Here is an 18946-nt window from a genome sequence, read left to right on the forward strand (position 1 = left end):
TCTGACGCCGCCGCTGGTCGCCTTCGCGGCCGGCGGCGTCTTCTGTTTGGGAACAAAGAGTGCACAGCTTAAGGATGCCGGCCACGCGCCCCCCGTTCTCCACCACCGACACGCCTGACCTGAACGACGCGCGGGCGCTGCTGGCGCGCGTCTGGGGGCACGCCGACTTCCGGGGACTGCAAGGGCGGGTTGTCGAGCAAATCCTGTCGGGCGGTGATGTGCTGGCGGTCCTGCCGACCGGCGGCGGCAAGAGCGTCTGCTATCAGATCCCCGCCATCCTGCGCCCCGGACTGGGGCTGGTGGTGTCGCCGCTGATCGCCCTGATGACCGATCAGGTCGAGGCGTTGAAGCAGCAGGGCGTCGCGGCGGCGCGGCTGGATTCCGGGGTGTCGCTGGACGAGCGTTCGGCCATCTGGGCGGCGGCGCGGTCGGGGGAGCTGGACCTGCTCTATGTCTCGCCCGAAGGCCTGGCGGCGGGCGCCATGATGGACCGGCTGGCCGAACTGCCGCTGAGCCTGATCGCCATCGACGAGGCCCACTGCGTCTCGCAATGGGGTCACGACTTCCGGCCCGACTATCGCAACCTGGGTCTGCTGGCAGAGCGGTTCCCCGACGTGCCGCGCATCGCCGTCACCGCCACCGCCGACGCCCGCACCCGCGACGACATCCTGCGCTCGCTGCGGCTGGAAGAGGCGACGGTCTTCGTCGACAGTTTCGCGCGTCCGAACCTGCAATTGTCAGCCGAGCGCAAGGAGAGCGCGTCTCGGGCCAAGACCGATGCGCGGGTCATCGAACTGGTGCGCGAACGGCGGGGCAAGTCGGGCGTCGTCTATTGCGGCAGCCGCGACGGCTGCGACCGCGTCGCCCAGGCGCTGCGCGACGCCGGGACCAACGCCATCGCCTATCACGCCGGCATGGACACTAAGGAGCGCGACCGCCGGCTGGAACGCTTCCTGGCCGAGGAGGGCGCCGTCATGGTCGCCACCATCGCCTTCGGCATGGGCGTGGACAAGGCCGACGTCCGCTTCGTCATCCACGCCGATCCGCCGGGCAGCCTGGAGGCCTATTGGCAGGAAATCGGGCGCGGCGGTCGCGACGGCGAACCGGCCGAGGGCATCACCCTGTATGGCCCCTCCGACATCGCCTGGTCCCTGCGTCGTCTCGACAGCCGCCCGATGGCCGAGGAGGTCAAATCGGTTCAGGTGCGCAAAACCCGTCAGCTGTTCGCCATGCTGGACGGCGCCGTCTGTCGCGCCCAGGCCGTGCGGCGATACTTCGGCGAGCATGACGCCCAGCCTTGCGGCGTCTGCGACATCTGCGGCGACCCGCCCCAGCTTTATGACGCGACCGTCCCGGCCCAGAAGGCGCTGGCGGCGGTGCAGCGGCTGGGCGGCCGGTTTGGGAGGGGCCGCGTCGTCGATCACCTGACCGCCCGCACCAAGGACGTGCAGCCGTGGGAGCAGCAACTGTCCACCTGGGGCATCGGGCGCGAGATTTCGCTGAACAGCTGGCGCGAGATCGTCGATCACCTGCTGTTCGAAGGTCTGCTGGTCGAGGATCCCAACGACGGCAAGCCGCTGGTCGGGCTGGGCGATCCCGAGGCGGTGCGCGCCGTCTATCGCGGCGAGCGCCAGATCGAGGTGCGTCGCGCGCCGCTGAGGGCCGATACCGCCCCGCGTCGTCGTGATCGATCGGGCGAGGGGCGCAATGCGGCGCTGGAGACGATGGACGCCGATGTCCGCGCGCGGTTCGAGGCCTTGCGCGCCTGGCGCCGCGACCGCGCCTCGGAACAGCACGTCCCGCCCTATGTCATCTTCCAGGACCGGACGTTGCTGGAGATCGCCCACGCCGAGCCGGGCGACCTGAACAGTCTGGGCGCCATTTCCGGCGTCGGTCAGTCCAAGCTGGATCGCTACGGCAAGGGCGTGCTGGAGGCGCTGGCCGCCCTCTAGAAGGCGTCAGACTTCCGGCTTGGGCGGGGCGGTGATGACTTCGACGTTGTCGTTCAGCAGATAGGACAGTTCCGACAGGGCGACCGCGCGTTCGGCCGGGTTGGCGGCGGCCTGAACGGCCTGAACCTTCTTGGGCATGTCCTCGGAAATGCCGCGCAGGATGCATTTCAGATCGCCGTCGGTGCCGCGTTCCTTCAGGATCAGGTGGCCCTGCATGTCCAGGGCGGCCAACTGTTCGGCCTGGGCCTTGAAGCCGGTGAAGGCCTGGCTGGTGAAGAAGGCGGCGTCGTCGGCGGCCTTGGCGGCGGCCCAACCATCGACCACGGCCTTCAGGCTGGCCGAGCGCGAGATGATGTCGGCGAACAGCGGCTCACCCGCCACCGAGACCGGCGCGCCGGGCGCGGCGGCCGGCTGTTCGGCGGCCAGGGCGACGGACGGATTGGACATCGCCAGGGCGATCGTGAGAGCAAGGCCGCAGGACATGGAGGTGACTTCCTGTTTCAGCGTCCGCTGGGACGTTGAACCTGAATACGCCCCAGCCGTAAACGAGTGTTTACCCTGTCATTCCCGATGGAGACGACGATGACCCGCGACGCCGCCTGGACCGCCTTCGACCAAGCCGCCGCCGAGGCTGCCTCCGCGCGGATCGTGGATCAGTTCGCCGCCGATCCCGACCGGCTGGCGCGGATGTCGGTCGAGGCGGCGGGGCTCTATCTGGACCTGTCGAAACAGAGCTGGACCAAGGCCGCCTTCGACGCCTGCCTCGATCTGGCGAGGGCATCAGACGTCGAGGGACGTCGCGCGGCCCTGTTCGCCGGCGAGGTCGTCAATCTGACGGAAGGGCGGGCGGTGCTGCACCCGGCCCTGCGCGCCGCCCCGGGCGCCGACTTCAAGGCCCTGGGCGAGCCGGTCTCGGCCGAGGTGGACGCGGTGCGGGCGGACATGAAGGCCTATGCCGACGCCGTGCGCTCGGGCGCCGAGGCGGGCGCGACGGGCAAGACATTCGAGGCGATCGTCCATGTCGGCATCGGCGGGTCGGACCTGGGGCCGCGCGTGGTCTGGGACGCGCTGCGCCCGCTGGACCCGGCCATCGACCTTCGCTTCGTCGCCAATATCGACCCGCGCGATATGGCCGAGGCGCTGACGGGTCTCGATCCCGAGACCACCCTGGTGGTGGTCGTGTCCAAGACGTTCACGACGCAGGAAACCCTGGCCAACGCCGAGGCCGCCAAGGCCTGGCTGGCGGCGTCGCTGCCGGCCGAGGGGATGACCAGACACTTCATCGGGGTGACGGCGGCGCCGGACAATGCGGCGGCCTTCGGCTGCGGTCGGACCTTCGCCTTCCGGGACTGGGTCGGCGGGCGCTATTCCCTGTGGTCGGCGGTCAGCCTGTCGTGCGGCATCGCCCTGGGCTGGGACGTGTTCGAACGGATGCTGGCGGGCGCCGCAGAAATGGACGCCCATTTCGTCTCGGCGCCGCTGCAGCGGAACGCGCCGATCCTGCTGGCCCTGGCCCAGGTGTTCAACGTCGACGGCCTGAACCGGCCCGCCCGCACCGTCGCCCCCTACGCCCATGCCCTGCGTCGTCTGCCGTCCTTCCTGCAGCAGCTGGAGATGGAGTCGAACGGCAAGCGGGTGCATCGCGACGGTACGCCGGTGACGCGCCAGACCTGTCCCGTCGTCTTCGGCGAGCCCGGCACCAACGGCCAGCACGCCTTCTTCCAGCAGATCCATCAGGGGCCGGAGGTCGTGCCGGCCGAGTTCGTGATCGTCGCCAAGACGCATGCGGACGCGCCGGAATCGCCGCTATGGTCCAACGCGCTCGCCCAGGGGCAGGCCCTGATGCTGGGCAAGACGACCGAGGCCGCCAAGGTCGAGGGCTTGGCTCAAGGGTTGTCGGAAGAGGAGGCGACGCGCCTGGCGTCCCACCGCACCTTCACCGGCAACCGTCCGTCGACATCGATCGTCATGGAGCGACTGACGCCCGAGACCCTGGGCGCGCTGCTGGCCCTGTATGAGCACAAGACCTTCGTCGAGGGCGTGATCTGGGACATCAACAGCTTCGACCAGTGGGGCGTCGAACTGGGCAAGGTCCTGGCCAAGGCGATCCTGAAGGACGTGGACGCGGGCGGCCCCTCGGCGGACCTGGATCCGTCCACGGCAACCCTGATGACGCGGTTGATGGGCTGACGCGATAAGGGCCCGTCCTTGCGGACGGGCCCTGCCGATCACCTAGACTGTCAAACGCTTACCAGCGGCGGTCGTAACGGTAGTCGCGATCGTTGCGATAGTCGCGGCGGTCATAGCGCGAGTCGTAACGGCGGCCGTCGTAGCGGTAGTCGTAGCCCGAGCGGCTGCGATCGATGCCGTGCTCGCGCTCCCAGTGGCCCTGGTTACGGTAGCACCGGCCGCCGCGGTAGTATTCGCAGCCCGAGCCGCGGTTGGAGGCCACAGCACCCAGAGCCGCACCGGCAAGCGCGCCGCCCGCGATATAGCTGCCATCGCCGTTGCCATAGATGGCGCCGGCCAGACCGCCCACGGCGGCGCCGATCAGGGCGTTACGGCCGGTGTTGTCGCGATCGCGCGATTGGGCGGAAGCCGGAGCGGCCATCAGGCTCAGGGCCACGACGGGGGCGGCGGCGACCGCAGTGATCTTCAGCAGCTTGGACATCTTGGTCTCCTTCTTTCGTTGCCGAACTGCATTCCAGAGCGGGGAAGGCATCCAGCGTTGAGGCTGTTCTATCGCTCCCAGTTTGAACGACCCCGGAGGTCGGCATTCATTTTCGGTTCATTTGTCACAGAGAATTCGCGCCGCGATAGAGACGCGCCGCTTGACGATGCCAGCGCCTCTGCCTAACTCCCGCCCGCGTTAGCACTCTCGCTGGTTGGCTGCCAAAACGGCGATCGCGAGAGCGCCGCACACCGTTTCAAAAACGCCCCGATCCGGGGGTTTTACAGGGAGAAGTCCGATGGCGTTCCGTCCGCTCGGCGACCGCGTGCTGGTCAAGCGCGTTGAAGAAGAATCCAAGACCAAGGGTGGCATCATCATCCCCGACACCGCCAAGGAAAAGCCTCAGGAAGGCGAAGTCGTCTCCGTCGGCCCTGGCGCCCGTGACGACCAAGGCAAGGTCAATGCTCTGGAGCTGAAGGCCGGCGACCGCATCCTGTTCGGCAAGTGGTCGGGCACGGAAGTGAAGATCGACGGCGAAGACCTGATCATCATGAAGGAATCCGACGTCCTGGGCGTGCTGTCCTAAGCACCCGACGTCCGACGTTCTTCAATCAATCCATATAGATAGGAGCTGCCCGCATGGCCGCTAAAATCGTACAGTTCAACACCGACGCGCGTGACAAGATGCTGCGCGGCGTCAACGTCCTGGCCAACGCCGTCAAGGTGACCCTGGGTCCCAAGGGCCGCAACGTCGTGATCCAGAAGTCCTTCGGCGCCCCGCGCTCGACCAAGGACGGCGTTTCGGTCGCCAAAGAGATCGAGCTGGAAGACGCCTTCGAGAACATGGGCGCCCAGATGATCCGCGAAGTCGCTTCGAAGACGAACGACAAGGCGGGCGACGGCACCACCACCGCAACCGTCCTGGCTCAGGCCATCGTGCAAGAGGGCCTGAAGGCCGTCGCCGCCGGCATGAACCCGATGGACCTGAAGCGCGGCATCGACAAGGCTGTCGGCCTGGTGCTGGAAGAGATCAAGTCGAACTCCAAGCCGGTCTCCAACAACTCGGAAATCGCGCAGGTCGGCACCATCTCGGCCAACGGCGACTCGGAAATCGGTGAGCTGATCGCTCAGGCGATGGCCAAGGTCGGCAACGAGGGCGTGATCACCGTCGAAGAAGCCAAGACCGCCGACACCACCGTCGACGTCGTCGAAGGCATGCAGTTCGACCGCGGCTACCTGTCGCCCTACTTCATCACTAACGCAGACAAGATGGAGGCTGTCCTCGAAGAGCCGCTCATCCTGCTGTTCGAGAAGAAGCTGACCTCGCTGCAAGCCATGCTGCCGATCCTGGAAGCCGTGGTGCAGTCGGGCCGTCCGCTGCTGATCATCGCCGAGGACATCGAAGGCGAAGCCCTGGCGACCCTGGTCGTCAACAAGCTGCGCGGCGGCCTGCGCGTCGCGGCCGTCAAGGCTCCGGGCTTCGGCGACCGCCGCAAGGCCATGCTGGAAGACATCGCCATCCTGACGGGCGGCCAGGTCATCTCGGAAGACCTGGGCATCAAGCTTGAGAGCGTCACGCTCGACATGCTCGGCAAGGCCAAGAAGGTCTCGATCACCAAGGACGACACCACCATCGTCGAAGGCGTCGGCGGCAAGGACGAGATCGAAGCCCGCGTGGCCCAGATCAAGCGCCAGATCGAAGACACGACCTCGGACTACGACAAGGAAAAGCTGCAGGAACGTCTGGCCAAGCTGGCCGGCGGCGTTGCAGTCCTGCGCGTCGGCGGTTCGACCGAAGTCGAAGTGAAGGAAAAGAAGGACCGCGTCGACGACGCCCTGAACGCCACGCGCGCCGCAGCTGACGAAGGCATCGTTCCGGGCGGCGGCATCGCCCTGCTGAAGGCCTCCAAGATCCTGGCCGACGTCAAGGGCGACAACGCCGACCAGAACGCCGGCATCGCGATCATCCGTCGCGCCCTGCAGGCTCCGATCCGTCAGATCTCGGAAAACGCAGGCGTCGAAGGCTCGATCGTCGTCGGCAAGGTGCTGGAAAACGACCAGTCCTCGTTCGGCTTCAACGCCCAGACCGAAGAGTACGGCGATCTGGTGCAGATGGGCGTCATCGACCCGGCCAAGGTCGTCCGCACGGCTCTGCAAGACGCCGCTTCGGTCGCCGGCATCCTGATCACGACGGAAGCCGCCGTCGCCGACGCCCCCAAGAAGTCGGGCGGCGCTGCGGCTCCCGACATGGGCGGCATGGGCGGCATGGGCGGCATGGACTTCTAAGCGGAAGGGCGGCCTTCGGGCCGCCCGGACGCCCCGGCGAAGGCCGGGGTCCAGGCTTTCCGACGCTGAAATGGAGAAGGGCGGGGTCGCAAGGTCCCGCCCTTTTTCATGTCTCCTCCCTGCGAAGCGGGGAGGGGGACCGCGCGTAGCGTGGTGGAGGGGCTCTTGAAGTCCCACCGGCGGTCTGCTGCACGCAGAAAGACCCCCTCCGTCACGACGCCAAGAGGCGTCGCGCCACCTCCCCACGAGGTGGGGAGGAGACAGCGTTCTAGAACTCCGAAATCGCGCCCGGCTTGCGGGACCGCGTCTTCAGCCACATCACGCCCAGGAGGTCCGAGACCGAGGCGCGCAAGCGGCCCCAGTTGGTGTATTTCGAGCGGCCGACCTCGCGGTGGCGGTGGTCCACGTCGAGATACTGGTTCTTGAACCCCTCGCGGATCATCAGCGCCGGCAGATAGCGGTGGATGTGATCGAAGTAGGGCAGGCGCAGGAAGACGTCGCGGCGGAAGGCCTTCAGCCCGCAGCCGGTGTCGTCGGCGTCGTCGCCCAGCAGTTTGCGGCGGATGCGGTTGGCCCAGATCGAGGCCTGGCGCTTGGCCTCGGTGTCCTGGCGTTTGGCGCGACGACCCCCGACCAGGCCGACGTCGCCGGGGGCGGCCAGCAAGGCGTCGACCAGGCGGGGCGCATCGGCAGGCGGGTTCTGACCATCGCCGTCCATCGTCACCACGACCGGCGCGCGCGCGGCCAGGACGCCGGTTCGAACCGCCCGGCTCTGGCCCGCATTGGTCCCGTGGGCCAGGACGCGCAGCGCCGGCAGTTCGGCCATGGCGGCCTTCAGCTCGGCCAGGGTCGCGTCCCTGGACGCATCGTCCACGAAGATCATCTCGTACGAACGGCCGGCGAAGGCGGCGGCGATCTCGCGCGCCAGGGGCACGGCGGCGCCCGCCTCGTCATGGACGGGAACGACGACGGAGATTTCGGGCGTTTCGGGGGTCATCGGCGCTCCATAGAGGATAACGAGAGCTTAGGGGAGACGGCTGACGACGGCGCGGTCCGCGTGTAAGGAGTCTGGAATGAAGACTTTCGATCTGGATGGCCGCATCGCCGGCTGGCGCGGGCCGGTTCTCGCGGCCCTGCTGACGCTGATCGCCGGCCTGCCCGGCCTGTTGCTGCTGCCGCCGCTGGACCGCGACGAGAGCCGGTTCGCCCAGGCCACGTCCCAGATGCTGGAGAGCGGCGACTATGTCGATATCCGCTATCAGGACGAGCCGCGCTGGAAGAAGCCGGTCGGCATCTATTGGATGCAGGCGATCGCCGTCGGTCTGACCTCGGATGTCGAGGATCGCGAGATCGCCCCCTATCGCATTCCGTCGCTGCTGGGCGCCATGCTGGCGGCCTGGGCCGTGGCCTGGGCGGGCTCGGCCATGCTGGGCAGTCGCGTCGGCTTCTTCGGCGGGGCCATCATGGGGGCGACCTTCCTGCTGTCGACCGAGGCGGGGATCGCCAAGACCGACGCCATGCTGTGTGGGGCGACGACCCTGGCCATGGCGGCGCTGGCGCGCATCTATATGGCGACGAAGGCGGGCGAACGCCCGATCCGACCGCACAAGCTGCTGTTCTGGCTGGGGCTGGGCCTGTCGATCCTGATCAAGGGACCGATCGGACTGCTGGTCATCGCCCTGGCCGTCATCGCCCTGTCGATCTGGGATCGGGACGTCAAATGGCTCTATCGCCTCGGCTGGGGTTGGGGTCTGCCCTTGGTCGCCCTGATGGTCGGACCGTGGGCCATCGCCATCACCATCGCCACCGACGGCGGCTTCTGGCGCGAGGCCATCGGCGGGGATTTGGCGCCCAAGATCGCCGGCGCGCACGAAAGCCATTCGGGCTTCCCCGGCATGTATCTGCTGCTGGCGCCCCTGCTGTTCTTCCCTTCGACCCTGCTGTTGCCCGCTGCCGTCTCGACGGGATGGAGTCGACGCGCCGAGCCGGCGATCCGGTTCCTGGTCTGCTGGCTGGTCCCGGGCTGGCTGATGTTCGAACTGGCGCCGACCAAGCTGTGGCACTACACCCTGCCGACCTTTGGGGCGCTGGCCCTGCTGGCCGCCGCCGCCCTGGCCCAGCCCATCGGCAAGGTCTCGCGCATCACCGGCGCGGTGCTGGGCGCGTTCGCGGCCCTGCTGATCATCGGCATCACTGTCTATGGGCTGACGGTCTATGGCACCTCGACGGCCCAGACCTGGGCGGCGCTGACGGTGGTCATGGCGCTGGCGGCGGGGGCGATGGGGGGCTTCCTGCTGCTGAACCGCGCGCCGGTTGCGGCCCTGGTCGCGTCGCTGGCGTTCGGGATCGTGGCGCACGCGGCCCTGTCGGGCACGATCCGCCAGCTGCGGCCCCTGGCCATCGCGCCCCAGCTTGAAAAGGCGCTGGAGGCGGCCGACCTGCATCCGCGTCAGGGCCGCACGCCGGGGCCTGTGGCGATCACCGGCTTCCATGAACCCAGCTTCGTCTTCCTGACCGGGCGCGACACCGACCTGACCGACGCCCAAGGCGCGGCCGAGGCCCTGGCGGAGGGGCGGCCCGCCATCGTCGAGGGACGCGACGCCGACGCCTTCCGTGCCGCTGCGGCGCGTCTGGGCGTGTCGGGTCGCGCGGTCGGGACGGTCAACGGCTACAACTATTCGGCCGGCGATCCGGTCAGCCTGACCGTCTATGCGCCGCCGCCCCGAAACGGAAATGGCGCCGCCGCAGCGGGAGCCGAGTGATGGGCCGCTTCATCCAGATCGTCGAAGTCGGGCCGCGCGATGGCCTGCAGAACGAAAGGGCGGTGCTTGAGCCCGCCGTCCGCGCCGATCTGGTGCGACGGCTCGAGCAGGCGGGGGCGAAACGGATCGAGGCCGTCTCCTTCGTCCATCCCAAATATGTGCCGCAGATGGGGGGCGCCGAAGAGGTCATGGCCGCCCTGCCGCACGAGGCGGGCCGCAGCCGCATCGGCCTGGTCTTGAACGGCAAGGGCTATGACCGGGCGCTGGCGACCGGGGTGGACGAGGTCAATGTCTCGGTCGCCGCCACCGACGGCTTCGGGCTGAAAAACCAGGGCCTGGCGGTGAAGGATCAACTGGCCATGCTGGGCGAGATCGTCGCCCGCCGCCACAACGCCGAGGCCAGCGAGGGCGCGCCGTCGCTGTCGGCCATGATTTCCTGCGTCTGGGGCTGTCCGTTCGACGGCGAGGTTTCCGTCGATCAGGTCGCGGACATGGTCGGGGCCATCGCCGAGATGGGCGTCGGCGAGATCGGTCTGGCCGACACCATCGGCGCGGGCGATCCCTGGGCGGTGACGAAAAAGGTCGAGGCGGCCAGGGCGGCCGCGCCGAATGCGACCCTGCGCCTGCATTTCCACGACACCCGCAATACCGGCCTGGCCAACGCCTATGCCGGCGTCGAGGCGGGGATCGACGTGCTGGACGCCTCGGTCGGCGGCATCGGCGGCTGTCCGTTCGCGCCGGGCGCCACGGGAAACATCGCCACCGAGGATCTGGTCTATATGCTGGCGCGGGGCGGGTTCGAGACCGGCTATGACCTGGACGCCCTGATCGCGACGGCGCGCTGGATCGGCGAGGCCATCGGCCGGCCGGCGCCGTCGGCGCTCAGCCGGGCAGGCGGATTTCCCAAGCGCTGAACCCTTGTGGCGGCGTTTCGCAAACGGCGCTAAATCATGGTGAACAGGCGTAGCCGTTTGGACCGGCTGCGGAGAGGACCGTCCATGCTGCTCGCCATTCCGCTGCTGCTGATCCCGGTGGTGCTCTATAATATCGTGGTGCTGTTCGGCGCGCCGAGCGGGGCGGGGATGGTGCAGGCGGACGTGCTGCTGCGCGATCCGCTGTTTTCCGTCACCATGACCTCGGGCGCGCAATGGACGATCGGGTCGGGCGACCTGATTCTGTTCCTCGGCCTGATCCTGCTGTTCTTCGAGCTGGTGAAGTCGACCTCCAGCCAGCGGATCGCCATCATCAATCACGCCCTGTCGATGATCCTGTTCATCGGCGTGCTGGTTGAGTTCCTGCTGCTGCCGGGGTTCGCGACCTCGACCTTCTTCCTGATCGTGATCATGATCCTGCTGGACGTGCTGGCCGGGTTCATCGTGACCATCATCGCGTCGCGCAAGGATTTCGATTTCGGCGGGGCATGAGCCCAACGGCTCCCCCGATAACGGCCTCAAGCAGCGCGAAGCGCCGGTAGGCCCCAAGAAACATGCGCTCAAGCAGCGCGAAGCGCGGTAGCGCTTACGAAAATGCCGTGAAGATCAGGGCGACGACGGCGACGTCGAAGGCTTTGGCGGCGAGGGCGAAGACGGCGGGCATGGGCGAGTCCGGCAAAGAGCGTTCTGCCTCGCCCCCAGCAAACCCCGTGCCGCGGGAGCGGCGTCAGCTCAGATGTCGGTCTTGGCGGTCTTGCCCGTTTTCGGACGACGCTCGGCCGCACCCGAATATTCGGCTCCGAGGTAGGCGGAGCGGGCCGCATCCAGAACCGGCGGGCCGCCGCGCAGGCCCCGTTTCTGGCCGCTCTGGCCCATCTGCTGGGCCACGAAGGCGGCGGCGCCGGGCTCGGGCGTCGGCAGGACGGCAGCTCTTGCCGGGGCCGATTGGGGCTCGACCATGTCCGGCGCATCGACCGGGACCAGGGCGCGCGAGGCGGATCGGGCGCGCCGCTCGCGCTCGCGGCGTTCGCCTTCGCGGCGATCCACGCGGTCCGGTCCGCCGACGGCCTGTATCCGGTCGGTCATTTGCCCTTGCCGCCCGCCAGTTTCTCGATCTGACGGCGCATCTCGTCCATCTGGCGACGCATTTCGTCCAGGGCGTCGGGCGCCTCGGGCGGCGGCGCGGGTTCAGCCTTGTCGTCCGACGCGGCCGGCGTCGGCCCGCCGCGAGGATAGGTGAAGGCCGGGAACATCTGCATGGCGCGCTCGAACATCGCCATATTGGCCCGCGCGGCGTCCTCCATCAGGGTCGCGCCCGCGCCGGTGCCGAAGGCGCGGCCCATCTGACTGGCGAACTGCTCCTGCTGGCGACCGAAGTTGGCCAACGACATCTCCAGGTAGGAGGGCAGGACGCCCTGCATCTGACCGCCGTAGAAGCCGATCAACTGGCGCAGGAACTGAACTGGCAGCAAGGCCTCGCCCCGGCTCTCTTCCTCGAAGATGATCTGGGTCAGGATCTGGCGGGTCAGGTCGTCGTTGGTCTTGGCGTCATAGACGACGAACTCCGTCCCTTCGCGCACCATGGTCGCCAGATCTTCCAGCGTCACATAGGCGCTGGTCCGCGTGTTGTAGAGCCTGCGGTTCGCATACTTCTTGATGACGACCTGAGCGCTGTCGCCGGTCTTTCCACCCTTGGTCTTTTCGTCAGCCACGCTTGTTCTCGCGATGTTGCAACGCGTCACTATCCTCCGTTGCGACGCGATGCGCCAGAGGGGCAGAAAACCGCCGTGAACGGACGGTCAATCAGTGGCTCATGGCCGGGGCCAGCACGACGCCGACCAGTACGGCCGTCCAATGCACGGTCGCTCCGGTAACGACGAAGCCGTGCCAGATGGCGCGGCGGAACTTCACGCGCGGGCTGATGAAGACGAAGACGCCTGCGGTGTAGATCAGGCCGCCGATGACCAGCAGGGCCAGGGCGACGGGATGCACCGTCTCGACCATCGGCTTCAGCGCCGCGACCGCCAGCCAGCCGAAGACGACATAGACGCCGCTCCAGAACTTGTCCGAGATGCGCGGCGCGAACAGCTTCACCCCGGCGCCGAGGAAGGCCAGGGTCCAGATCAGGGTGGTGAAACCGATGGCCCACAGACCTTCGAACCGCTGGGTGGTGAAGGGAGTGTAGCTGCCGGCGATCATCAGGAAGATCGCCGCCTCGTCCAGTCGCCGCAGCACGGGCCGCGCGGCGCAGGGGTTTGTCCAGTTATAGACGGTCGAGGCCGTCAGCATGCCGACGAGGCACAGGGCGTAGATTGCGGTCGCCATCACGCCGCCGATCCCCGCATAGACCCCGGCCAGACCCGCCAGAATGATGCCGCCGACCGCCGCCAGCATCAGGCCGACGACGTGCACCCACAGATCCGCCAGCTTTTCCGCGCGCGTCGGATAGTGCTCGATCATGTCCAGCTCGTCCGGCGTGCAGACGTGGGTGACAAGACGTTTCAGCGTGCGCAGCATGGACCTTCCAATCCGTCGATCGCCTCTATCGTTCCGCGACAATGCGCCGACAGGGTGACGATTGGCTGAATCGCGCCCTGTCCATGTCGTCGCAGGTGACGAACGCGCTGCAATGCGGCAAAACGGTCACGCCGAGTTATTCTCCAGAGAGTGAAATCCCATGACCGACGTCGTCATCGTTTCCGCCGCGCGCACCCCGGTCGGCGCCTTCCTGGGCGCCCTGTCGTCCCTTCCCGCGTCCAAGCTCGGCGAGATCGCCATCAAGGCGGCGCTGGAGCGGGCCGGCGTCTCCGGCGACGAGGTCGATGAGGTCATCCTGGGTCATGTGCTCCAGGCCGCTGCGGGTCAGGGCCCTGCGCGTCAGGCCGCCGTGGGCGCGGGCGTTCGAAAGGAAGCCGCCGCCTGGAGCCTGAATCAGATCTGCGGCTCGGGCCTTCGCGCCGTCGCCATCGCCGCCCAGCAGATCGCTCTGGGCGATGCGAAGATCGTCGTCGCCGGCGGCCAGGAGAGCATGAGCCAGGCGCCGCACGCCCAACAGCTGCGCAACGGGCACAAGATGGGTGACGTCGCCCTGGTCGACACCATGGTCAGGGACGGTCTGTGGGACGCCTTCAACGGCTATCACATGGGGCAGACGGCCGAGAACATCGCCGAAAAATGGTCCATCAGCCGCGAGGCGCAGGACGAATTCGGGCTGGCCAGCCAGCACAAGGCCGAGGCGGCCCAGAGCGCCGGCAAGTTCGATGAGGAGATCACGCCGGTCGTCATCCCCGGCAAGAAGGGCGATGTGACGGTCGACAAGGACGAATACATCCGCCACGGCGCGACGCTGGAGCTGATGCAGAAACTCAAACCCGCCTTTACCAAGGACGGCAGCGTCACCGCCGCCAACGCGTCCGGGCTGAACGACGGCGCCGCTGCTTTGGTGCTGATGAGCGCCGACGAGGCCAAGGCGCGCGGGCTGGAGCCGCTGGCCCGCATCGCCTCCTACGCCACCGCCGGCGTCGATCCGTCGATCATGGGGACCGGCCCGATCCCGGCTTCCAAAAAGGCGCTGGAAAAGGCCGGCTGGGACGTTTCCGATCTGGATCTGGTCGAGTCCAATGAGGCCTTCGCCGCCCAGAGCCTTTGCGTGGTCAAGGAACTGGGTCTCGACCCGGCCAAGGTCAACGTCAACGGCGGCGCCATCGCCATCGGCCACCCCATCGGCGCGTCGGGCGCGCGCATTTTGACGACGCTTCTGTTCGAGATGAAGCGCTCGGGCGCCAAGAAGGGTCTGGCGACCCTGTGCATCGGCGGCGGCATGGGCGTGGCCCTGTGCGTCGAGCGCGTGTGATTTTCTAAGCCCTTCTCCCGGTGGGAGAAGTGGCCGGGCGGAGCCCGGCCGGATGAGGGTCGGATGGTGGGCCAGATCGCACCAGCCGACCCTCACCCTTTCGCACAATGACGACGGCTACGCCGCCGTGTGCTGAAGCCCTCTCACAAGGGGAGAGGGTCGTCATTTTCAGTCCGCCGGATATTCGAACGGATCGCTCGGCGTGGGCTGGGTCGGCAGCGGCATGCGGGGCAGGGGTTCGTCGCGGTTGGCGGCGTTCAGCAGGAAGCTGGCCAGGATGACGGCCGCCTGACGCAGGTCCTCGGCCTTCAGGTGGTCGTAGCTGTCGATGCTGGTATGGTGCAGGCGGCTGGAATAGTCGAGCGGGTCCTGAATGAACTGATACCCCGGCACGCCCACCGTCTGCATGTAGACGTGGTCGGTGCCGCCCGAATTGCGCAGCGAGACGGTCGTTGCGCCCATGCTGGCGAACGGGGCCAGCCATTCCTGGAAGATCGGGGCGGCGGCGACATTGCCCTCGGCGTTGATGCCGCGGATCTTGCCCGAGCCGTTGTCCAGATTGAAATAGGCGACCAGATCGCGATAGCCGGCGCGCGGCTCGATCGGCCAGCGGCTGCGCCAGGTGCGGTTGTCCGGCAGGCCCGCCAGCGCCGGATCGTTCGACGCAGCCCGCGTCGCCAAATGCCGGTCCACATAGGCCAGTGAGCCCAGGATGCCTTGCTCTTCGCCGTTCCACAGGGCGAAACGAATGGTGCGTTTGGGCTTGACGTTCAGGGCCTTCAGGATGCGGGCGGCCTCCATCACCACAGCGCTGCCGGCGGCGTTATCGACCGCGCCGTCCGAGGCGACCCAGCTGTCCAGGTGGGCGCCGGCCATGACGTATTCGGTGCCGCGCACCGTGCCGGGGATGTCGGCCAAGATGTTGTAGGCGTTGACGTCCTCGTCGTGGAAGCGGACCTCGCTCATCAGCTCCAGCGTCGGCGGCGCGTCGGTCAGGGCCAGGCGCGCCAGACGGCGATAGTCCTCGGCCGCCAGCTCCATCCCCGCCAGCTTGGGCGTGGCCCCGACCTGATAGGTGTAGCCCGTGCCGTGCAGCAGGCCGCCGTCGCGCTGGGAAATCCGCACCCAGGCCAGGGCGCCCTGTTCGGCCAGGAAGGCGTCCAGCTGATTGGCGAAGTTGACGGTCTTCAGCGAGCGTTCGATGGCGGCCGGCGAATGCTGGGGCTGATTATAGGTGTTGCGCTCGGCCAGCTCGGCACTGGTCCAGCGGCGGAAGGCCGGCTCGGTCGGCTCGGATCCCGTGCCCGGCTGGGACAGCATGACGATCTTGCCCGACAGCTTGCCGCGCCATTTGTCGAAGTCCTCGACCTTGGAGATCGGGGCCACGATCACGCCGCCGCTGATCACGCCATTGGTCGAGGGCGTCCAGGCCACCGGGATGGCGCGCAGATCCAGCGGGCGCGGCGCGGTCATGCGCGCGCTGGAGCGGACGATGGACCAGCCCCGGCCGAACTCGAACCCTTCGGCGCGCACGTCGGACAGACCGTAGTCGCGGAACTGCTGCTGCGCCCAGCGTTCGGCCTCGCGCATCTGGGGCGAGTTGGTCATCCGCCCGCCGATCCGGTCGGTCAGATAGGCGGCGGTCTGCATCACCTGGCTGTGGTTCAGCCCCTGATCGATGATGCCGTTGACGGCGACGCGGTCCACCGACTGGGCGGCGACCGGCGTGGCGAGAAGAGCGGCGGCGGAGACGAAGGCGAGCAGACGCGACATGGATTTCCCCAAGAAAGCCCGATGGCTGAACAGGGGCGCATCTGAGGTGATCCGGTCGCGGAGTGCAAACCGCAAACGGCGTTCAGGCCGCGACGATCAGCCCCATGTTCACCCGCATCGTCACCCCCAGGGGCCGCGCGGCTCGTTCGGAGTGGTCGGGACGCCGGTGGTCGTGAAACCGGCGTCCGGTCGCGGCTGGGTCAGGTCCGGCGTTCGGGCGCGGGACTGCATGCCCATCTTCGCGCCCAGCTCCATCAAGGCCCGGACGCGGTTTCCCGTCGCCGGATGGGTCGAAAACAGATTGTCCGCGCCGCGGCCCGCCAGCGGATTGATGATGAACATCTGACCCGAGGCCGGATTGCGCTCGGCCGTCTGATTGGTGATCCGCCTGGCGTAGGCGTCGATCCTCTGCAGGGCCGAAGCCAGGGCCTGGGGATCGCCGGCGATTTCGGCGCCGACGCGGTCGGCCTCATACTCGCGTCCCCGGCTGATGGCCATCTGCACCAGACCGGCGGCCATGGGCGCCAGCAGCATCAGGGCGATCGTGCCGATAACGCCGCCCGGCCGCTCGCGGTCGTTGCCGCCGAAGAACAGGGCGAAGTTGGCGAGCGCAGCGATGGCGCCGGCAATGGTCGCCGTCACCGTCATGATCAGGGTGTCGCGGTTCTTCACATGGGCCAGCTCGTGCGCCATGACCCCGCGCACCTCCTCGCGCGTCAGCATGTCCAACAGGCCGGTGGTGGCGCAGACGGCGGCGTTCTCGGGGTTTCGGCCCGTGGCGAAGGCGTTGGGCTGATCATTGGGAATGATGGCGACCTGTGGCTGGGGCAGGCCGGCGTCGCGGGCCATCTGACGCACGTCGGCGACGTAGTTCCTGACCACGGCGTTGGGGTGCTGCTCATCGACCGGCTGGGCCCGGTACATCTTCAGCACGATCTTGTCGGCGTTCCAGTAGTTGAACAGATTCATCCCGCCCGCGAAAAGCAGGGCGATCGCCATGCCGGTCGCGCCGCCGATCAGATAGCCGACCCCTGCGAACAGGGCCGTCATCGCCGCCAACAGAATGAAGGTCTTCAGATGGTTCATCGCGGTTCCATTCCCGATCCGTCTGGCGTCCCGGGCTTGAACCTCTATTTGAGAGAAGGCGCATCAAGCCTCAAGGGAGCCGCCCTGTGACCGAACATCCCACCCTCGCGCCGAATGACGCCGACGAAACGCCGGCTGCGGCGCCTGTCTTCAACGCCGACGTGCCCCACGCCACGCCCGAACGGCCGCTCAGCGAGGCCGCGCGCCGCGCGCTTCAGGAAGCGGCGGATCGTCGCGCGGCGGAAACGACGGTTCAGGCGGACACGGAATACGGCGGTCCGACCGGTCCCGAACCGACCCGTTTCGGTGATTGGGAAAAGAAGGGTCTGGCGGTCGATTTCTAATCTGCCGAGCCCGCTGCGACGGGCGCAAAGGTTAACCACGCCTTAAGAAACAGGCGCCGGACTTGCCAGTCACGAGACAACTCAGAGGAGTCTGTCCCGTGACGATACAGTCGATACTTACCGCCGCGTCGGCGGCTCTGCTGCTCTCCGCAGCGCCCGCTCTGGCCGGTGGTCCCGGTCACGGGGGTTATGGCGGCGGCCATCCCGGCGGCGGCTGCGGCGGGGGATGCGGCGGCGGCGGTCACTACGGCGGCGGCAACTACAACGCCAACCACAACGTCAATGTGAACGTGAACGGCGGCGCCTACGCCAATGCCAACGCCAACGCCAACGCCAACGCCTATGCGAGCGCCTCCAGCTATTCGGCGAGCAGCGCCCGGTCCTATTCCAGTTCGTCCAGCTTCCAGCGCGGCTATGTCGGCGGCGGCACGACCTATGTCGGAAGCGGCGGCTATTCGGACGGCTATTACGGCGGCGGCTATGTCGGCGGCGTCAGCGCGACCTCGGTCCTGGTCGGCCGTCCTCCGGTCAGCGCGCCGGTCGGCTATCCGGTCTATGGGTTCGGCCGTGACTACATCGGCTGGCGTCCATATCCGGGTCGTCCGGTCGACTGCAACTGCCGCCCGCCCGTTCGCCCGCCGGTTCGCTACGAACACCGCTATGAGCAGCGTTACGAGCAAGGCTACGTCGATCAGCCGCCGGTCTATGTCCAGGCGCCGCCCGTCCAGATCGCGCCGCAGCGCATCTATGTCGCGCCTTCTCAGGTCAGCCTGGCGCCGCCCCAGATCGAGATGGGACCGCCTACCTATATCGAACAGCCGCCCATCTATGTGCAGGCGCCGCCGGTGAACATCGGGCCGCAACGCGTTCAGGTGGCTCCGTCGCAGGTGAACCTGGCTACGGCCCAGGTCGATGTCGGCCCGCCCGTCTATGTCGATCAGGCCCCGGTCTATGTGCAATCGGCGCCCGTCAACATCGGCCCGCAACACATCCAGGTCGCCCCGGCCGAGGTCAATGTCGCGCCCGCCCAGGTCGAGGTCGGCGGCCCGGTCTATGTCGATCAGTCGCCGGTCTATGTGCAGTCCGCGCCGGTCAATGTGGCCCCGGCCCAGGTCTATGTCGCGCCGCCGGAGGTGAACACGGCCCCGCCGCCGCCGCCGCCTCCTCCGCCGCCGCCGTCGGGCTACTACGGCGACCTGCCGCCGCCCGAGGCGCCCGCGCCCCACGCCCCGCCGCGTCACGGCTACGCCCAGGAGCCGGGCGAGCGCGGCTGATCGCCACTCTCGA

General features: G+C 67.9%; 18 protein-coding genes. 10 read left to right on the forward strand and 8 right to left on the reverse strand.

Features of this window, described 5'->3' with window-relative positions; translation table 11 throughout:
- Nucleotides 1-74: 74 nt before the first annotated feature.
- Nucleotides 75-1952 carry a DNA helicase RecQ gene (recQ, locus tag ABIB58_RS12650; protein ID WP_045809497.1) on the forward strand — a complete coding sequence of 626 codons (1878 nt, stop codon included), beginning with the start codon at nt 75-77 and terminating at the stop codon, nt 1950-1952.
- Between the two features lie 6 nt (nt 1953-1958).
- Here the strand turns inward: recQ and ABIB58_RS12655 are convergent, their stop codons facing one another.
- Nucleotides 1959-2435, reverse strand: coding sequence for a hypothetical protein (locus tag ABIB58_RS12655; protein ID WP_039245799.1), 477 nt, complete (start codon nt 2433-2435; stop codon nt 1959-1961).
- 99 nt (nt 2436-2534) lie between these two features.
- Between ABIB58_RS12655 and pgi the strand changes: the two genes are divergently transcribed.
- Entirely contained in the window at nt 2535-4142 is a 1608-nt protein-coding gene (gene pgi / locus ABIB58_RS12660; RefSeq protein WP_354041275.1) for a glucose-6-phosphate isomerase, read from the forward strand.
- A gap of 58 nt (nt 4143-4200) precedes the next feature.
- Here pgi and ABIB58_RS12665 read toward each other — a convergent pair whose 3' ends face one another.
- On the reverse strand, nt 4201-4623 hold the full coding sequence (locus ABIB58_RS12665; RefSeq protein ID WP_039245800.1) for a YMGG-like glycine zipper-containing protein: 423 nt from the start codon (nt 4621-4623) through the stop codon (nt 4201-4203).
- A 298-nt stretch (nt 4624-4921) separates the two neighbouring features.
- On the opposite strand from ABIB58_RS12665, the gene groES reads away from it, so the two are divergent.
- Nucleotides 4922-5209 carry a co-chaperone GroES gene (gene groES, locus ABIB58_RS12670; RefSeq protein ID WP_017505470.1) on the forward strand — a complete coding sequence of 96 codons (288 nt, stop codon included), beginning with the start codon at nt 4922-4924 and terminating at the stop codon, nt 5207-5209.
- A gap of 53 nt (nt 5210-5262) precedes the next feature.
- Nucleotides 5263-6909 (forward strand): chaperonin GroEL, encoded by a 1647-nt coding sequence (groL, locus tag ABIB58_RS12675; protein WP_354041278.1) that lies wholly within the window; start codon nt 5263-5265, stop codon nt 6907-6909.
- Nucleotides 6910-7177: 268 nt separating this feature from the next.
- Here groL and ABIB58_RS12680 read toward each other — a convergent pair whose 3' ends face one another.
- Nucleotides 7178-7906 carry a glycosyltransferase family 2 protein gene (locus ABIB58_RS12680; RefSeq protein ID WP_039245802.1) on the reverse strand — a complete coding sequence of 243 codons (729 nt, stop codon included), beginning with the start codon at nt 7904-7906 and terminating at the stop codon, nt 7178-7180.
- Between the two features lie 76 nt (nt 7907-7982).
- On the opposite strand from ABIB58_RS12680, the gene ABIB58_RS12685 reads away from it, so the two are divergent.
- The 3 genes from ABIB58_RS12685 (at nt 7983) to ABIB58_RS12695 (ending at nt 11095) form a co-directional block, all read left to right on the forward strand.
- Complete coding sequence (locus tag ABIB58_RS12685) at nt 7983-9671, forward strand: ArnT family glycosyltransferase (protein ID WP_354041280.1); 1689 nt, start codon at nt 7983-7985, stop codon at nt 9669-9671.
- Entirely contained in the window at nt 9671-10585 is a 915-nt protein-coding gene (locus tag ABIB58_RS12690) for a hydroxymethylglutaryl-CoA lyase (RefSeq protein WP_354041282.1), read from the forward strand. The genes ABIB58_RS12685 and ABIB58_RS12690 overlap by 1 nt, the downstream gene beginning before the upstream one ends.
- Before the next feature lie 84 nt (nt 10586-10669).
- The gene (locus ABIB58_RS12695; RefSeq protein WP_066553946.1) at nt 10670-11095 is read left to right on the forward strand and encodes a hypothetical protein; all 426 of its coding nucleotides are present in this window, start codon (nt 10670-10672) and stop codon (nt 11093-11095) included.
- Nucleotides 11096-11335: 240 nt separating this feature from the next.
- Here the strand turns inward: ABIB58_RS12695 and ABIB58_RS12700 are convergent, their stop codons facing one another.
- The 3 genes from ABIB58_RS12700 to trhA form a co-directional block, all read right to left on the reverse strand.
- On the reverse strand, nt 11336-11689 hold the full coding sequence (locus ABIB58_RS12700; RefSeq protein ID WP_185224368.1) for a hypothetical protein: 354 nt from the start codon (nt 11687-11689) through the stop codon (nt 11336-11338).
- Nucleotides 11686-12315 carry a polyhydroxyalkanoate synthesis repressor PhaR gene (gene phaR / locus ABIB58_RS12705; protein ID WP_185224369.1) on the reverse strand — a complete coding sequence of 210 codons (630 nt, stop codon included), beginning with the start codon at nt 12313-12315 and terminating at the stop codon, nt 11686-11688. The genes ABIB58_RS12700 and phaR overlap by 4 nt, the downstream gene beginning before the upstream one ends.
- A 91-nt stretch (nt 12316-12406) precedes the next feature.
- Complete coding sequence (gene trhA, locus ABIB58_RS12710; protein ID WP_066625308.1) at nt 12407-13120, reverse strand: PAQR family membrane homeostasis protein TrhA; 714 nt, start codon at nt 13118-13120, stop codon at nt 12407-12409.
- Between the two features lie 160 nt (nt 13121-13280).
- Here trhA and ABIB58_RS12715 point away from each other — a divergent pair, with 160 nt between their 5' ends.
- Nucleotides 13281-14456: an acetyl-CoA C-acetyltransferase gene (locus ABIB58_RS12715; protein WP_185224370.1), complete on the forward strand. Its 1176-nt coding sequence runs from the start codon at nt 13281-13283 to the stop codon at nt 14454-14456.
- Nucleotides 14457-14624: 168 nt separating this feature from the next.
- Here the strand turns inward: ABIB58_RS12715 and ABIB58_RS12720 are convergent, their stop codons facing one another.
- Entirely contained in the window at nt 14625-16229 is a 1605-nt protein-coding gene (locus ABIB58_RS12720) for a M20/M25/M40 family metallo-hydrolase (RefSeq protein ID WP_185224371.1), read from the reverse strand.
- A 120-nt stretch (nt 16230-16349) separates the two neighbouring features.
- Nucleotides 16350-17315, reverse strand: coding sequence for a zinc metalloprotease HtpX (gene htpX / locus ABIB58_RS12725; protein WP_185224372.1), 966 nt, complete (start codon nt 17313-17315; stop codon nt 16350-16352).
- An 86-nt stretch (nt 17316-17401) separates the two neighbouring features.
- Here htpX and ABIB58_RS12730 point away from each other — a divergent pair, with 86 nt between their 5' ends.
- Nucleotides 17402-17659 (forward strand): DUF1674 domain-containing protein, encoded by a 258-nt coding sequence (locus tag ABIB58_RS12730; protein ID WP_185224373.1) that lies wholly within the window; start codon nt 17402-17404, stop codon nt 17657-17659.
- Between the two features lie 98 nt (nt 17660-17757).
- The gene (locus ABIB58_RS12735; RefSeq protein WP_354041287.1) at nt 17758-18933 is read left to right on the forward strand and encodes a ribosomal eL19 family protein; all 1176 of its coding nucleotides are present in this window, start codon (nt 17758-17760) and stop codon (nt 18931-18933) included.
- Nucleotides 18934-18946: the final 13 nt, after the last annotated feature.

The organism is Brevundimonas sp. UYEF29, from assembly GCF_040546195.1.
Lineage (GTDB): Bacteria > Pseudomonadota > Alphaproteobacteria > Caulobacterales > Caulobacteraceae > Brevundimonas > Brevundimonas huaxiensis.

Coding starts and splice junctions, on each gene's coding strand:
- recQ (WP_045809497.1), top strand. CDS start 75: ATGCCGGCCACGCGCCCCCCGTTCTCCACCACCGACACGCCTGACCTG.
- ABIB58_RS12655 (WP_039245799.1), bottom strand. CDS start 2,435: ATGTCCTGCGGCCTTGCTCTCACGATCGCCCTGGCGATGTCCAATCCG.
- pgi (WP_354041275.1), top strand. CDS start 2,535: ATGACCCGCGACGCCGCCTGGACCGCCTTCGACCAAGCCGCCGCCGAG.
- ABIB58_RS12665 (WP_039245800.1), bottom strand. CDS start 4,623: ATGTCCAAGCTGCTGAAGATCACTGCGGTCGCCGCCGCCCCCGTCGTG.
- groES (WP_017505470.1), top strand. CDS start 4,922: ATGGCGTTCCGTCCGCTCGGCGACCGCGTGCTGGTCAAGCGCGTTGAA.
- groL (WP_354041278.1), top strand. CDS start 5,263: ATGGCCGCTAAAATCGTACAGTTCAACACCGACGCGCGTGACAAGATG.
- ABIB58_RS12680 (WP_039245802.1), bottom strand. CDS start 7,906: ATGACCCCCGAAACGCCCGAAATCTCCGTCGTCGTTCCCGTCCATGAC.
- ABIB58_RS12685 (WP_354041280.1), top strand. CDS start 7,983: ATGAAGACTTTCGATCTGGATGGCCGCATCGCCGGCTGGCGCGGGCCG.
- ABIB58_RS12690 (WP_354041282.1), top strand. CDS start 9,671: ATGGGCCGCTTCATCCAGATCGTCGAAGTCGGGCCGCGCGATGGCCTG.
- ABIB58_RS12695 (WP_066553946.1), top strand. CDS start 10,670: ATGCTGCTCGCCATTCCGCTGCTGCTGATCCCGGTGGTGCTCTATAAT.
- ABIB58_RS12700 (WP_185224368.1), bottom strand. CDS start 11,689: ATGACCGACCGGATACAGGCCGTCGGCGGACCGGACCGCGTGGATCGC.
- trhA (WP_066625308.1), bottom strand. CDS start 13,120: ATGCTGCGCACGCTGAAACGTCTTGTCACCCACGTCTGCACGCCGGAC.
- ABIB58_RS12715 (WP_185224370.1), top strand. CDS start 13,281: ATGACCGACGTCGTCATCGTTTCCGCCGCGCGCACCCCGGTCGGCGCC.
- ABIB58_RS12720 (WP_185224371.1), bottom strand. CDS start 16,229: ATGTCGCGTCTGCTCGCCTTCGTCTCCGCCGCCGCTCTTCTCGCCACG.
- htpX (WP_185224372.1), bottom strand. CDS start 17,315: ATGAACCATCTGAAGACCTTCATTCTGTTGGCGGCGATGACGGCCCTG.